This window comes from uncultured Eudoraea sp., assembly GCF_947490415.1.
Taxonomy (GTDB): domain Bacteria; phylum Bacteroidota; class Bacteroidia; order Flavobacteriales; family Flavobacteriaceae; genus Eudoraea.
Map to the genome: position 1 here is coordinate 174,922 of NZ_CANLGX010000003.1, position 16,080 is coordinate 191,001.

Consider the following 16,080-nt stretch of genomic DNA (forward strand, 5'->3'; position numbering starts at 1 on the left):
CTCTTCGTCATATGGCAACTAATTATCAAGGATTTGAAAAATTAAGTTCTTTAGGTTGGCTTACTTCAATCACATTTATATCAGGCACTTTTGTCTTGGTCAGCCATTGGTTCAATCGGTTTGGGTCATCCATTCCTTTGCCGGGTTCAGCCAAGCACTGTTTGGGGTGTACAAAAACCCATGCCCAAGTCCCGTATTTATTTGAAGCTGTTCAAATTTAGAGGCATTTGTAGATTTATCTATCCAGTATTGGTAATTGTTGCCGGCAACGGTATCTGATTTTTCATAAATCCCTAATATATTCCCGTGCAGGTTCCAGTCAAAATTCTTTCGGGTATAATCACTGCTTGAGCCCAACAGTATATAATTCACCTTATTTATATTCAAATCTGAAATATACATGGCTATCATACCTCCCTTGGATGCCCCAATTACTGTAATGTCCGAAGGTGCTACCCCCTTTGCTATAAGATCGTCTATTTCCTTAGAAATTTTCTTTCCAAATTCATTAAAATCGGTCTTCTCAGTTCTTACTTCTGCATGAATTTTAGCGCCGGTTGCTTTAAGGGAATCGATAATAGTGGTGTATTCATATGCCCCGAACTGAGGGCTTACAGCATGAATTCCCTGTACTTCTATTATCATACCATGTAAATAAAATATATGTTTCATAGGTTCTTTTTTTTGGGAACATGAAATTAGTAGAATCAGAACTGAAAGTTTGCTTAGGATATTCATTGGTTTAAGGATATTAATATTCTTTTAGGTAAGATAAACAATTAAGGTTAATCTTATTACTTAGTAATTAGCTATTTATAATGGAAACGGTATAAGAGAATTAATTTGAGGAGGCATAATAAATTTTATTTCAGAAATAAAGAAAATGAATTTTTAGAATTAATTTGAAGGATAACATTATGAATAATTCGTTAAGAGTTACTAAATTCACTTTTGTATTTTTTAAAATTCCAGCCAATTAACCATAATTCAAACATGAAAAAATTTCAGAAATATCTAATTGCCGCTATTTTAGCGGCCATCCTTGTCCATTGTACTGATAAAAAACCAATAGCTGACGAACCCGACAAAAAGGATCGTAATATGTTCGGTCTTTATATACCGCGTGGTTTAACAAAAACCACAGAAGGTCTTACTCCTGGGTATGTGATATTCAGACCGGCAAATTCTGCTTCTACCTACCTTGTTAACCGGGAGGGAAAAGTAGTTCATGAATGGAAAGGGAATTATGAGGTAAATAGTTTTTATTTAAATGACGATGGTTCCCTAAGTCTGCTTTCGGTAGATCCTGATTTTCCGGTATTCGGTGGTGGAGGTAATGCCGGCAGGCTACAAAAAATTAGCTGGGACGGTAAAATACTATGGGATTTTGAATACGCCAATGAAGAACATCATGCACATCATGATATGGCTGTATTGCCAAATGGAAATTTTCTCACCATTGCCTGGGAAGCAAAGTCGGAAGAAGAGGTTTTACAGGCTGGCAGAAAGCCCGAATTTACTCCAAAAGCCGGGCTTTGGCCCGATAAAATAGTTGAAATAAAACCTCAGGGTAGAAGTGGGGGTGAAATTGTATGGGAATGGCATATCTGGGACCATTTAATACAGGATTATGATGAAACCAAGGATAATTATGGGGATGTTGCAGCACACCCTGAACTTCTCGACTTTAATAAAGACGGTGAAATACCAGCCCTTATTTCCCATGACAGTATGGCGGTATTGCATAAAATGAAAAGAGCATGGAGGAATCAAACAGTTGAAAACAGGGGCGCTGATGTTTATCATTTAAATGCCATTAACTACAATCCTGAACTGGATCAAATTGCCTTTAGCTCCCCAAATTTGGATGAAATATTTATTATTGACCATAGTACAACTACGGAAGAAGCTACCGGCCATACAGGAGGGAAAATGGGTCAGGGCGGTGATTTTTTATATCGTTGGGGAAATCCTAAAAATTATAACGCGGGAGATTCAACAGATCAGAAATTGTTCGGTCAGCACGATGTACGGTGGATTGAGAAAGGCCTACCGGGTGCAGGACATCTCACAGTCTTTAATAATGATATTCCAATGGGTCCGGATAGTCTGGATTATTCGGCAGTATACGAATTAGAACTACCCACCGATAATAAAGGTAACTATCTAAGGAATGAAGACGGTCAATTTGGGCCGGAGGAACCTGTTTGGAAGTATATAGCGCCGGACACACTTTCCTTCTATGGAAGCTTTATTTCGGGTGCACAACGCATGCAAAATGGAAATACCTTTATCAATGAAGGGCCCAAAGGTCGTTTTTTTGAAGTTACCCCGGAAGGAGAAATTGTTTGGGAATATTTGAATCCCTATCGTGGGACTATTCATCATTCTGATGGGGAGCCTGTTTCACCAATGCCTATGGCATACTGGCAATTCAGATCAAATTTTATCCCTGCAGACCATCCGGGATTACAAGGAAAGAAATTAGAACCTTTGGATCCGCAACCTGAGGAATTCAAACTTCCTCCAAAGCCCAAAAAAGAGGGGGCATAATTAATTATAAGAAGAAATTTGTTTCCTTAACATAGAAAGTATGAAATAAGGGGCGATGGTAATTTATTAGTTTAATCGTAATTAATGCCAGGTAATTGCACCTGAATTTCACTCGCAAAATTGGTCCATTCCTGATACATTTCCTGGTATTTTTGGGGATTGGTGCTTTTTAAATCATGCATTTCACCCAGATCTTCATCGAGATTATAGAGTTCAAATTCCGATAAACTGAATGGATCACTGAAATTGGTTATTTTCCACTGCCCCTTCCTCAACATTGTATTTCCGCTGTGCTCCAAACCAAAAACATAGTCCTTTGTGTGTATAGATTTTGTTCTACCTGAAATAAATGGCAAAAGTGATTTTCCCTTCAAAGGGAATAGTGAATTCCCGTTAAATTTCTGAGGATAGCTTATTTTGGCCATGTCATACAGAGTAGGAGCTATATCCATAACCGTTAGAAAGTCGTTTGCAATTACATTTTGCTCCGCTACCATGGGGCCGGTTATAATCATGGAGGCTATAATACCTCCGTTAGTGGCATATTCCTTGTAATACCTGAAGGGTGAAGAACCGGCTTCTGCCCATTGGGGACCATAGGAAATCAAAGAATTTGCTTCTCCCATGGTTTCATAGTCATTATTAAAATATGGATTTATATAAGGTCTGATCCCTGGATTATTATAATAATCCTCACCTGCGGCCCCATTATCAGACATAAAAATAATCAGGGTATTTTCGTACTCCCCAATATCTTTTAAATGCTGTACGATACGGCCAATATTTACATCAAGATTATCCACCATTCCTGAGTAGAGTTCCATTTTTCGCGATTCTCTTTTTTTCTCATTCGCCGAAAGAGAATTCCAGGGCCTTACTGAAGGGTGAGTAGGAGGTAAGACCGCATCCTCAGGAATCATCCCCGCCTTTTTAAGACTTAGAAACCTTTCTTCCTTTAATTTATCATAACCTTCATCATACCGGCCTTCATACTTTTTCCAATAAGCTTTATCAACCTGCAGTGGCCAATGCGGTGAAGTATATGCAGCATAGGCAAAAAATGGACGTTCATCATCTTTGTGCTGATCAATATATCCAATGAGTTTATCGGTATAAAGATCTGTAGAATAAGATCCTTCCGGCCATTTTGTGGGTTTTCCATCTTCTGTGTAATGTGAAACCGGGATACCTTTAAATAATCCCTGGCTGTTATAATGATTTCCAACACCTTCAAGCAGAACAAACGAATGTTCGAAACCTTTTTGGTTCGGGTTGGCCTCCCTGTCAGTACCCAGATGCCATTTACCGGCCATGTAGGTGTGGTAACCATCTTCCTTAAGTAATTCGGGAATGGTGGCCACACGGCTGGTCAGATATCCTTCGTAGCCAAAAACCTGTGTACTTAGGGCCTGTCTTCCTACTCCTGCTATATGGTTGTCATTACCTGTTAAAAGCATTGCCCTAGTGGGAGCACACATGGGTGCTGTATGAAACCTGCTAAACCGGATGCCCCTTGATGCCAAACCATCAATATTGGGAGTTGCAATGTCTCCGCCAAAACAACCGAGATCTGCATAACCCAGATCATCTGCCACTAATATTAAAATATTGGGTCGTGTATCTATTGAAGTTTTCTCCGAGGTACCCGAACAGCCTGTAAATCCAATGATTACAAATAAAAAGGTAAGAATCGAAGTTGTATGGTTAAGTCTAGAAATAAAATTACTCTTTGTAAAGTGACAGCATGTTTTAAATTTTATTTGAAGATGTATAATTTGTTTGGTTCGTCTATCGAGATTTATCATTTAAAGCGGCTCTTTCATTATTAAATATCTAAGGTAAGGATTTATCATTTAGATGGTATTTAGCAATATTGAATAATACTTTCCTCTGTTGACTTGAAGAATTATTATAAAAATCTCTCAAACAATATTATTAACCTGAGGTATTGACTGTTCTGGATAATTCAGTACTTTGTAATTCTTTAGGAAAATATATGAAAGTATTATTTATAGGGGGTACAGGAAATATTAGCAGTGCGTCTAGCAGATTGGCTATTTCAAAAGGGATAGAGCTGTATCACTTGAACAGAGGGATAAACAAGGTAGAAATAGAAGGGGTAAAAACTATTTTAGGCGACATCAACATTCTATCTAGTCTGACAGAACTGAAAGCTCATAGCTGGGATGTTGTGGTTAACTGGATAGCTTTTACATCAGCAGATATTGAGCGGGATATTACTTTATTCAAAGGGAAAACCAAGCAATATATTTTTATAAGTTCGGCATCATGTTATCAGACACCATTGAGTTACCCTGTCATTACTGAGTCTACTCCTCTATGTAATAATTTATGGGATTACTCCAATGATAAAATTAAATGCGAGGATAGATTGATGAAAGCATACAGGGAAGAAGGTTTTCCGATTACCATTGTGAGGCCCTCTTTGACTTATGACACTGTTATCCCTATAGCTATTGGTGGGTTTAAAGAGTATACCGCCGCCGATAGAATTCTAAAAGGAAAGGAAATTATTATTCATGGGGACGGAACTTCATTGTGGACCGTTACACATTCTGATGATTTTGCCAGGGGCTTTGTAGGATTATTGGGATTATCACAGGCTACAGGCCATGCTTTCCATATTACCTCTGACGAAATATTAAGTTGGAACATGATCTATGAAATCCTGGCAAGTAGTCTGGGCTGTAAAGCAAAAGTAGTGCATATTGCTTCAGATTTTATATGTAAAATAGAACCTTCTTATACAGGCACTTTACTTGCTGATAAAGCCGAAAGTGTGATTTTTGACAATACCAAAATAAAAACATTTGTCCCCGGCTTTAAAGCTATAATCCCCTTTGCAGAAGGTATAAAAAGGACCCTAAAATGGCTGGATGAAAACCCGGAAAAGAAGATTATAGACCAGGAGGAAAACAAACGGATTGAAAATATACTTAAGGCCTATAAAAAGATTCTGTAGGATATAAGAGGATTTGCAATAAATTAATCCGGGTATTTATGAAATAAGAATTAGATTTATAACAATGTAATTAATATGTGCTAAAAATTTAATCATGATCAAAAAATTTACAATTGTAGTTATACTATTTTTAGGTGCTTTTGGATTCAGCCAAAAGGAAGTTTATGAACTTCGGGAATATGAGTTAAAATTTGGGAAACCTGTTAAGGTTTTACATGATTATTTTGAAAATGCTTTAATACCTGCTTTAAACAAACATGGAATTAAAAATATTGGAGCATTTGAAGAAATTGGCGATGCTTTGCCAAAGAAGATCTATTTGTTAATTGCTTATAATGATTTGAATAGCTACCAAAAGGTGCTTGATAATCTAAAGGATGATTCAGTTTTTTTGCAGGCATCTGCAGCATACAGTAAAACTTCTCAGGAAATTTTTCCTGTAGAACGATATGTAACGTCATTGTTTACGGCATTCGATGGTATACCAAAATTAGTAAAACCATCAGAGGGTTCCATGGTTTTTGAATTACGAACCTATGAGAGCTATAATGAAGATGCTTTTCAGCGCAAAGTAAAAATGTTTAATGAAAGTGAATTGAGCATTTTTGATGAGGTAGGCCTGCACTCCGTATTTTTTGGAGAGAAAATCGCGGGGCCACAAATGCCTTGTCTCACCTATTTAATTGCATTTAAAGACATGGCAGAGCGCGACGCAAACTGGGCGAAATTTGGCCCTAATCAGGAATGGCAGCGAATTTCAAAACTACCGGAGTACGCTAATACAGTTTCAAATATATACAGGGTTTTTTTAAAACCTTTGTCCTATTCTCAATTGTAAAATATAATGAAGTGTTCTTAAATCTTTAAGTATATATCCATTATATTTTTAGAATGGATATTAGGCGGGAGTATTGTAAAGTGGTTGCCTTTCCTTTCCTTAGATAAAGAGTTTCTCCGTTTTGGACTATCTGTTAAGTTTAAATGTTTCAAGATTGATATCATCCAAGCCAATATCATCAAACGGATATTCTAACTGATCCTGGATGTTGTAAAGAGAAATAAGTATAAACTCAGTAAGCAAAACTATAAAATAGGTAATTCCCTGATTGTTTTCCAAGCCAACATCAAAGATAATGGTTGGAGCATAAATTAATGGGAAGATATAGATGAATACGAGACAATAGGCCTTTAAGCTTATTGGAGTCCTGTGAGTGTTAATAGCGTGCAGGTTTTCTATAGATTCATGCAGATCTTTCATAAAACGAAAAGTTCTGTCTTTTAAATTTTTGGAAACTGTTTGATCGTTGGCGACGATAAACGTAAGCACCTTGTCAATGATTTCATCCAGATCTTTTGTGTTGTCATCATTATTTTTTAGTTGATCCATAGTTTGCTCACTAATGTTAAGCAAAATATCGGTCATTTCTTTTTTGCTTTCTGCAGAGAGTTCCTGGTTACTCATTACAAAATAGTGAACAGTCTTTAGAGCACTTCTGAATTTACTCAAATGCTGCAGGGCCTTTTCCCGACGCCTGAACGAACCACGTATAGTAAAAACCAGAGGAAATATTATGGCAATACTTAACATGGTAAGATCAACATAAAAGTTTAAATTGAATCTAAAAGCCAGAAACGTAACGACTATTGAAACAATCAATACGATTAATGTTCTGTAATTTAATATGGAAAGATATCGTCTAATAACTTAAAATTTATTAACTTATGAAAGTAAATCTAACTACAATCTAGTGAATAAGCAAGCCATATTTCTTTTCCTTTTCATATATCTTCATTTTTTTGGACCTGTTTTTTCGCAGGAATTAGCAAAAAGCGAGCAGGATAATCAGGTCACTGAGCTCTTTCTTAAAAATGATGCTTTACCCGTTAAGCTGAGTTATTCTAATAAAGTTTTAAGGAAAGAAACCAATGACAGCACATATATTGATAGTGAAATTGGCTATATGACAAGCGATGAGTCCTGGAAAACTTTAGAAGTAAAAATTAGAGCAAGGGGGAATTACAGAAGGGAAAATTGCTATTTCCCGCCCGTGAAAATGAAAATTAAAAAATCAGTTTCCGCCGGAACCTTGTTTGAGGGAAATAAGAAACTAAAACTCGTACTTCCATGTGTGCTTCAGAAGGACTATAATGATAAAGTTGTAAAGGAATATATGGCGTATAAATTGTATGAACTTATCTCTCCTTATCATTTTAAAACGAGATTGTTGCATATTGATTTTACGGATGAAAAAGGACAGAAAGTGAAAACCTATACCGTAAAAGGATTTTTTATAGAAGATATTGATGAGGTAAAAGACAGATGCAATGGTAAGCAAATTACAAGGTCTATACATCCGCTTGAACAGGATGATCTGTGTTCGGTTAGAAATGATTTTTTTCAGTTTATGATTGGTAATACCGATTATTCCTCGGCTTATCGGCATAATGAAAAACTTTTGTTTGTAGATAACAATATTATGCCGGTACCATATGATTTTGATATGTCAGGATTGGTTGATGCCAGCTACGCAGTTGTCTCTCAGGTTCAGGGTGAAGTACTGAGTATAACTGATGTCACTCAAAGATTATATAGGGGTTTTAAACGCGACCCGGCAACATACCAAAACGTAAGGAATGAATTCCTGAATAATAAAAGCAAAATTATGACGGTTGTTAATGATCTAGAATCAAGCTTTGATGATCCAAAGGAATTTGCAACGGCAAGAAGATTTATCAGTGACTTTTTTGATGTTTTGGCAAATGACAACTCATACAGAAAGGAGATATTAAACGTTGCAAGGCTAAAATAAAACGCTATCTACCGTTTGCATCAATACTCCATTACTTTTTAAAATAAAAAATCCCTTATCTCCATATTCACTGAAGGGTTTTTCATTCAAACAGTTCTATTAAGGGTTCCCCGCTTGTTCCACTAGGATAGGGTATATTCAGAATCTGTGCGATGCTGGGTGCAATATCGACTACAGATACTTTTCTTACGGATTTACCTTTAGGAATAGAATTTCCGAACCATAACATAGGAACATGGGTGTCGTAGGCATACCCGGAACCATGTGTAGTACCTTTAATTTTTTGCATGGTTATTCTGGGGTCCAAATTCTGAATAAACCCTGGCTTAAATATTAAAAGGACATCTCCTGATCTTTTCGAATGATAGCCATTTTGAAGCATTTGCTTCATACCATAACTATAACTTTGTGATTGCAGATCCGATGCAGTAAGTGCTCCGGTAATTTCATCAAGAGTCATCAGAAAATCTGCAGCCTCCTGCTGTACTGCTCTAAGAGATAATTTTTTTTGCTTTATTACATCCCGGTTTAGATATACAGCCTCCCCATCGAAATTTTCAATCCATTGGTTTGTGCCATATTTTGAATTCAAATGAGTCAGAAGAGCAGTCTCATATTGATTTATATGAGCAAGCCCTGCAGGTAGCTTATGATCTGCCAGGTAGGAAGCTACAGGTACAGACCCGTGATCAGAGGTTAAGAACAGTAAATAATTTCCAGTACCAACAGTTGCATCAAGTGATTTTAATAAATTTTCTATGTCCCTGTCCAATCTTAATATTACATCTTCAAACTCTACGGACTGCGGCCCAAAAGTATGTCCGATAACGTCAGGAACTGAATAGCTTATATTAATAAAATCTGTAATATCGTCTGTACCCAAGCCTTCGCTCTTAATTGCTTCTATGGCAAAATCCGTCAACAAGGAATTTCCAGTGGGGGTAACCCAAATTAATTGAAATTCAGCACCTATTTCCCTGTAGCGCTCCCTCATGCTCTTATAATCATATGGGAAAGTTGCACTTGTTTTACCGCCAAGAGCCCGCTCATAATTATTGTCATCCGGAGCGCTAGCCGTATAGGATTCTATTGGATAAAGAGTTGACCAGGAATCTGATAAATATGAATTTGATTTTTCCAATTTATTAAAACTGGTCACCCATTTAGGTAATTCATCCATATAATAAGAACTGCTTACGAAATAACCGGGACTCGATTTCCAGTCATGCCAATATGCAGCATTAGCCGCATGTCCTCCGGGTAAAATAGCACCGCGGTCTTTTAGGGAAACACTTATTACTTTAGCCCTAAAATTAGTGCCCATTCTCAACTGATCAGTAATGGTAGTCGTAAGAAGATTTCTTGGAGATGCACCATAGCTGTTAACATCCGTGGTTCCAACGATAAGTTCGTTACTATCCCCAATATTTGTAATGACCTGTTTTGAACTCCGCTGATACCAGGTATTTCCGATGATTCCATGCGCAGATGGGGTTGTCCCTGTATATATAGATGCATGTCCGGCTGCAGTAACGGTAGGAATATAGTTATACTGAGTGTTTTTATAGTTAAATCCGTCGCGCATTATTCGTTTAAATCCGCCGTTGGAAAACCGCTCCTGATACTTGTAAAGATGATCAAATCTCATTTGATCTACCACGATACCAACAACCAGTTTCGGTTTATCAGCTTGGCTTCTTGTAATGTATCCGTTTAAAAAAAACAGGGCGGTAATAGCGATAATCCTAATCATAATTTGGTTTTCTTTTTAGATTAAAGTTTGAATCCTGAACTAAGTACAGAACTGCGCTATTCAAAGATAATGAGTAATTATGTTAATTTTTATTAATAAACGAGGATAAACTTCAATTGAAGGGCTGTTTATTTGGAAAAGACTTAGGATTTATAAATTAACCATCAGGCTGACCCTGGAGCATTACAATTTAGGCTCTGAATTAGGGAACCTTAATAATCCTGTTTGGATAAATAATAAAAACCTTAGACCTAAGATCTAATCCAATTAAAGACCCTGATAAAGGGAATAAGTTTTAGGGTTCATGTCTTTAATGGCGTTCAGAATTTCTTTAGAGGGACTCCCGTAAATCTCTGGATAAAAGTCAGCTATCTGAAGGAACTGGCCTAGTAAATCTCCGAGGTTTCCCAAATGAAGAAAGATTGCATTTGAATCTAAATACGTTTCTCTTACAACACACTCATTCCCCTTTGTATTAAAAAACCAGTCGTATTGCAAGGTGGTATCTTTTTCTTTCTCCTTTACAATATTCAGGCACTGAGCTGCTATGCTTTTAAATTCTTCCTCTTTACCTTCATGTATTAAAAATCTTGCGGTAAGCTGTATGTTTCCCATATTTAAAATGTTTTGGTATTAATTTAAAAAACGAGTTTAGTTTTTTTGGTTTCTATTCGTTAGGGCCGTGCTTCTAAAATTAAATTAAATGGGGTTTCAGTTGCACGTCTGAAACGACTGAAGCCACCAGACATAATAGCATCCTTTAACCTTTTTTCACCTGCTTGTGCACCAAGTGCCAATCCAACTTCCTGGTTAATTGAACAAGGTACACAAAGCTGTGTGGAAAATGCATAAAAAGCTCTTCCTACTGGATTGAGATTATCTTTTAAAGTGTTATGAGCAAATGGTTCAACAATCATGCAGCTGCCATCAGGTTTTAATGCGTTCTTTACATGCGCACAAGCTCCAACCGGGTCTCCCATGTCATGAAGGCAGTCAAAGAATGTAATAAGGTCATAGCCATCGCCGGGAAGTTCTTTAGCTGTGGAAACTTGAAAGGAAATATTATTAACACCTGAAGCTTTTGCTTTTAATTTGGCATGTTCAATAGATTTGTCATGAAAATCAACCCCAATGAACGTGGAATTTGGAAATGCCTTGGCCATAATAATTGTAGAAGCTGCATGTCCGCAACCAATGTCAGCAACTTTTGCACCTCTTTTAAGTTTTTCTTCAACACCACTAAGTGACGGAATCCAACTTGAGATTAAATTGCCTTCGTATGAGGGACTAAAAAATTTCTCAGTCCCGCAATACAAACATTTATTATGATTTCCCCAGGAAATACCTTCCCCGGATTTAAATGCTTCTACCATTTTGGGTTCATCGTGATACAGCGAGGTAATTGCATAAAAAGCACCGGTCATAAACACAGGGCTATTTTTATCACCAAAAGCTGCTGTTTGTTCCGGGGTCATAAAGAATGTATCATTTACATTATCGTATTCTACATAGCCCGATGCCGCCTGAGCTGCCAGCCATTCCCTGACATATCTTTCTGCAGTTTCTGTTGCTTTGGCCAATTGAGCAGCAGACATTGGCCCTAATTCTGATAGTGATTTGTACAGTCCAAGCTTATCTCCAATAGTAATAAGAGGACCGTTGGCAGCAGCACCCATTTCCACTACAACTTTCCCCAATAAAGCATGCAATTTTTGTTCATCTAGTTCCATAATTCTGAAGTTATTTGTTAATATTAACCAATCAATTTATCTTATCAGATGAGTCTAAATTGCTAATTAATAATAATATACAGCAAGTCATCAAGGACTAAAGCCTTCATTTAATGTCCGAATAATATTCTTTATTTATCAAAGGCCAGAATATGCTAAAAGTTAAAATGTGCTCTTTGAAAGAAATTGTGATCTATCTAATTACCAAAAAAAGCCTTGAATATTTATTCAAGGCTTTCCATTTGTCTTTAATACTTTCAGGTTTGTTTACTCTGTAGGGGCAGATGCACCTGCAACAATTCTGTAAACGTTGGAATTACGTTTGTTATAGTTCTCCTGAAAGCCATCCCAAAATCCTTCAGGTGCGGCCCAGTCATCGCTAAAAGCAGGTGATAATGCTTCTTGCAGGGAGGAAAATATATCATAGGAATAGCTGCTATAGGTGAACGAAGAAGTAACCGGAGAAATGATGGCCTGATTACCCCAGCCTTTCATGCTAGTTTTCCCTTCCTTCATGGCCTTTTCTACCATAGGTTTCCATTTCTCGGCTTCAAAAGCAAGGTGCTGCCCTGAATTTTTTGTGTCGTGATAAATGATCCGCACAAATTTATAATCATCATTGGTTGAATTTTCTGCCCGGATATGGTTGGGAAGATCGCTCAGGAATACGTGATGCATATTGGTGCTAATCTCCCATGTTGCAATATCTTCCATTTTAACATCCGGAAACATTGCGTCTATACTTCCCCAATCTGCTCCTTTGTCAATATCTTTAAAAGTATTTATTATTAGGATATTCGGGCTGGTATCCTGGTTTACACCTCCGACCCTTTGTAAAATGGCCCAAAATGTCAGGTTGCCTTTTGTAACTTCCTTTTCTGCCCATTTGGCCCAATACGTAGTTTCTCTTTTTAAATACTCCTGCATATTTTCAGGTGCTACCTTTCTATATTGATGCGTTGTGATTGCCTGGGCCATTGCAAATTGAAAACTCAATAAGCAGATGACTAAAAATGTAATTCCTTTTCTCATTCCATGGTTGTTTTAAAGTTAGTATTCAGATATAGAATAGTATTTTAGGTAAAGCCCCGCATATTTAGTGCTTTACATCACTATTCCAAAGTTTAATACACAAATAAAGTTGAAATTCAAAAATTTAAACCATCTCAAAGGACGAAGCCTCGCTTTAAATGTCCGAAATGCCTTTTTTATTTACCAAATGATTTCCAGACAAATCTATTTGAAATAATCCTTAGAGGGCAAAGTTTAGTCGTGGTAAGTCTAATTAGATTCTAGCAAGAATCAATAATTTGATAAAATGCCCATTAATTACCGGAAGGATTCTTAGCAATTCTTGTTGGTTTAACACATGAAAAAAGTAAAAACGCAAATATGATTATCTTGGCTCCAGCACCACAAATGGTATAATCATTTCCTCCAGAGAAACACCTCCATGTTGATAAGAATTTCTGTAATAGCTCACATAGTGGTTGTAATTATTTGGGTAAGCAAAAAACAAGTCATTTTTTGCAAAAATAAATGAACTACTCATTGTAATACTTGGCAGATGAATATTAGCAGGGTCTTTGGCCTCTATCACATCATTGCTATTATATGTAAGACTCCGGCCTGTTTTATATCTAAGATTAAGACTGGTCTCTTTGTCTCCAATCACTTTAGAAGGTTGTTTTACATTTATAGTTCCGTGATCTGTAGTAATGACTAATTTTAAGCCCATACTTTGAGCCTGTTGAATGATCTCAAGAAGAGGCGAATTCTTAAACCAACTATTGGTTAAGGACCGATAAGCCTTATCATTGGATGCCAATTCTTTAATAACATCCATCTCGGTTTTGGAATGTGAAAGCATATCCACAAAATTATACACCAGAACCGTAAGGTCATTTTTCTTTTGGGAACGAAAGTTTTGAGAAAGATGTTTACCTTGTTTAAGACTACTGATTTTATGATACTCCCATTTTAAGTCAAGTCCCAATCGTTTTAATTGTTCTCCAAGGAATTTATCCTCAAATAAATTCTTTCCCCCTTCGTCCGTATCGTTCTTCCACCATTCGGGGTATTTTTTTTCCATTCCCAGGGGCATAAGGCCCGAGAAAATGGCATTTCGCGCATATTGTGTAGCAGTTGGCAGAATACTGTAATATGGCATTTCCTTGCTTTTCTTGTAATAAGGCGTTAGTACATCTTCGAATGAAAACCACTGGTCATACCTTAAATTGTCTATCACCAATAAGAGGGTAGGGGTATCCTTGATTTCAGGCAGAATTAGTTCCTTAAACAAGGTATGCGACATTACCGGGCCATCACCATCCTCAAACCAGTTGGCATAATTCTTTTCAATAAATTTTCCGAACTGATTATTAGCTTCAACTTTTTGAGACTCCAAAATTTCAAACATCCCGGAATCTTCTATTTCTTCCAATTGTAATTCCCAATAAATAAGCTTCTTATAAAGATCTGCCCATTCTTCATAAGAGTTGACCATAGATAGGTCCATCGAGATCTTTCTGAACTCTTGCTGGTAGTTGGAAGTCGTCTTTTCTGATACCAAACGAGAGTGATCTAAGTTTTTTTTAAGTGAAAGAAGTATTTGATTAGGATTGACTGGTTTTATAAGATAGTCGGCAATTTTTGAGCCAATAGCCTCTTCCATGATATACTCCTCTTCACTTTTGGTAATCATTACTACCGGAAGGGTTGTATCTATTGCTTTAATCTCAGCTAATGTCTCCAAACCGGAAATTCCCGGCATATTCTCATCGAGAAAAACAATATCAAAATTCCGGGCTCTAATTTCTTCCAATGCATCCTGACCGCTTTTGCAAGTTACTACCTGATAGTTTTTGCCTTCCAGAAAAATAATATGGGGCTTTAGCAAATCTATCTCATCATCTACCCAAAGGATTGTTATCTTGTCCATTTAGTCCTTATCTTTACCGTTGAAAACAATAGCTATTTTGTCAAAATCAAACAAGCTTAAAATATTCAACGATCCAATTTACGGATTTATTAGAATTCCAGATGCACTAATTTTCAACCTGATAGCGGACCCATATTTTCAAAGGCTTCGGCGTATTTCACAAATGGGGCTTTCATATCTGGTTTATCCGGGAGCACATCATACTCGTTTTCATCATGCATTAGGCAGTATGCATTTAATGCAGGAAGCAATACAACTACTTCGCTTTAAGGGGATTGAGGTTTCAGATGAGGAAGCACAAGGATTACTATGTGCTATCTTATTGCACGATATTGGCCATGGGCCTTTTTCACATGCTATGGAACATAGTTTGGTAGAAGGAATAAATCATGAAGCAATTTCGCACCTTTTTATGGAGGTACTTAACCGCAAGTTTAACGGAAGTTTAACTTTAGGAATTGAAATTTTTAAAGGCACGTATAGAAAAAAATTTCTGAATCAACTGGTCAGCAGTCAATTGGATATGGACCGATTAGACTATTTGAAGCGGGATAGTTTTTATACTGGCGTTGCAGAAGGAAATATAAATGCCGAGCGTTTAATAACGATGTTAAATGTTGTGGATGGCATCTTGGTTGTTGAAGAAAAGGGAATCTATTCCGTAGAGAAATTTCTAATGGCCAGAAGATTTATGTATTGGCAGGTATACCTTCATAAAACAGGATTAGTAGCTGAGCAATTGCTAATTAAAACATTACAGAGGGCAAAGGAACTGGTTGGTATGAATGTTGAATTGGCTTGTAGCCCGGCTCTCATGTTCTTTTTGAAAAACAAAATAGACAAGGAGAATTTTAATTTGGAGGTCTTGGATCTTTTTGCAAGTCTCGATGACACGGATATATTGGCTGCGATAAAACAATGGCAGCATAACAGTGACTTTGTTTTGTCAAAACTTTGCGGGATGATTCTGAATCGAAGATTGCTCAATATAAGGCTAAAAGACCAGCCTGAAAAGGAGAAGAGATTTAATGAACTTTTTGGGAATTTTAGAACAAAATACAAGTTGAGCGAAACAGAAACCTCCTATTTTGTATTCCGAGGAATTATAGAGAACAAGGCCTATAATCGTCATAGCCAGAATATAAATATTTTACGCAGTAATGGTAAATTATTAGATGTTGCCAAAGCATCGGATCATTTAAATTTAACCTCCCTGTCTGAGACGGTAACTAAATATTATATCTGTTATCCAAAAGATGATCTTTAGCTCTAATATTCTGAATTTTGGTCACCTCCAATTTCTTGAAAGC

Annotated in this window: 13 protein-coding genes; 5 read left to right on the forward strand and 8 right to left on the reverse strand. The window is 36.8% G+C overall.

The window, feature by feature from the left end:
• Nucleotides 1-111: 111 nt before the first annotated feature.
• A complete protein-coding gene (locus tag Q0874_RS09025) occupies nucleotides 112-672 on the reverse strand; it encodes a hypothetical protein (protein ID WP_299162076.1) in 561 nt (186 codons plus the stop codon).
• Nucleotides 673-993: 321 nt separating this feature from the next.
• On the opposite strand from Q0874_RS09025, the gene Q0874_RS09030 reads away from it, so the two are divergent.
• Nucleotides 994-2,553 carry an aryl-sulfate sulfotransferase gene (locus Q0874_RS09030; protein WP_299162080.1) on the forward strand — a complete coding sequence of 520 codons (1,560 nt, stop codon included), beginning with the start codon at nucleotides 994-996 and terminating at the stop codon, nucleotides 2,551-2,553.
• Between the two features lie 71 nt (nucleotides 2,554-2,624).
• Here the strand turns inward: Q0874_RS09030 and Q0874_RS09035 are convergent, their stop codons facing one another.
• The gene (locus tag Q0874_RS09035; protein WP_299162083.1) at nucleotides 2,625-4,358 is read right to left on the reverse strand and encodes an arylsulfatase; all 1,734 of its coding nucleotides are present in this window, start codon (nucleotides 4,356-4,358) and stop codon (nucleotides 2,625-2,627) included.
• A 191-nt stretch (nucleotides 4,359-4,549) separates the two neighbouring features.
• Here Q0874_RS09035 and Q0874_RS09040 point away from each other — a divergent pair, with 191 nt between their 5' ends.
• Nucleotides 4,550-5,536 (forward strand): NAD-dependent epimerase/dehydratase family protein, encoded by a 987-nt coding sequence (locus Q0874_RS09040; protein WP_299162086.1) that lies wholly within the window; start codon nucleotides 4,550-4,552, stop codon nucleotides 5,534-5,536.
• A 94-nt stretch (nucleotides 5,537-5,630) separates the two neighbouring features.
• The gene (locus Q0874_RS09045; RefSeq protein ID WP_299162089.1) at nucleotides 5,631-6,374 is read left to right on the forward strand and encodes an NIPSNAP family protein; all 744 of its coding nucleotides are present in this window, start codon (nucleotides 5,631-5,633) and stop codon (nucleotides 6,372-6,374) included.
• 126 nt (nucleotides 6,375-6,500) lie between these two features.
• Here Q0874_RS09045 and Q0874_RS09050 read toward each other — a convergent pair whose 3' ends face one another.
• Nucleotides 6,501-7,193 carry a hypothetical protein gene (locus Q0874_RS09050; RefSeq protein WP_299162092.1) on the reverse strand — a complete coding sequence of 231 codons (693 nt, stop codon included), beginning with the start codon at nucleotides 7,191-7,193 and terminating at the stop codon, nucleotides 6,501-6,503.
• 91 nt (nucleotides 7,194-7,284) lie between these two features.
• Here Q0874_RS09050 and Q0874_RS09055 point away from each other — a divergent pair, with 91 nt between their 5' ends.
• Entirely contained in the window at nucleotides 7,285-8,346 is a 1,062-nt protein-coding gene (locus Q0874_RS09055) for a hypothetical protein (RefSeq protein ID WP_299162095.1), read from the forward strand.
• Between the two features lie 82 nt (nucleotides 8,347-8,428).
• On the opposite strand, the gene pafA is transcribed toward Q0874_RS09055, so the two are convergent.
• The 5 genes from pafA to Q0874_RS09080 all read right to left on the reverse strand — a co-directional run bounded on the left by pafA (nucleotide 8,429) and on the right by Q0874_RS09080 (nucleotide 14,770).
• Nucleotides 8,429-10,099, reverse strand: a complete 1,671-nt coding sequence (pafA, locus tag Q0874_RS09060) for an alkaline phosphatase PafA (RefSeq protein ID WP_299162099.1) — start codon at nucleotides 10,097-10,099, stop codon at nucleotides 8,429-8,431.
• 267 nt (nucleotides 10,100-10,366) lie between these two features.
• Nucleotides 10,367-10,714, reverse strand: a complete 348-nt coding sequence (locus tag Q0874_RS09065; RefSeq protein WP_299162102.1) for a hypothetical protein — start codon at nucleotides 10,712-10,714, stop codon at nucleotides 10,367-10,369.
• 59 nt (nucleotides 10,715-10,773) lie between these two features.
• A complete protein-coding gene (locus Q0874_RS09070) occupies nucleotides 10,774-11,829 on the reverse strand; it encodes a class I SAM-dependent methyltransferase (protein WP_299162105.1) in 1,056 nt (351 codons plus the stop codon).
• A gap of 267 nt (nucleotides 11,830-12,096) precedes the next feature.
• Nucleotides 12,097-12,861 carry a hypothetical protein gene (locus Q0874_RS09075; RefSeq protein ID WP_299162107.1) on the reverse strand — a complete coding sequence of 255 codons (765 nt, stop codon included), beginning with the start codon at nucleotides 12,859-12,861 and terminating at the stop codon, nucleotides 12,097-12,099.
• Between the two features lie 364 nt (nucleotides 12,862-13,225).
• Entirely contained in the window at nucleotides 13,226-14,770 is a 1,545-nt protein-coding gene (locus Q0874_RS09080; protein WP_299162109.1) for a bifunctional response regulator/alkaline phosphatase family protein, read from the reverse strand.
• A 37-nt stretch (nucleotides 14,771-14,807) separates the two neighbouring features.
• On the opposite strand from Q0874_RS09080, the gene Q0874_RS09085 reads away from it, so the two are divergent.
• On the forward strand, nucleotides 14,808-16,037 hold the full coding sequence (locus Q0874_RS09085; protein ID WP_299162111.1) for an HD domain-containing protein: 1,230 nt from the start codon (nucleotides 14,808-14,810) through the stop codon (nucleotides 16,035-16,037).
• Nucleotides 16,038-16,080 lie beyond the last annotated feature (43 nt).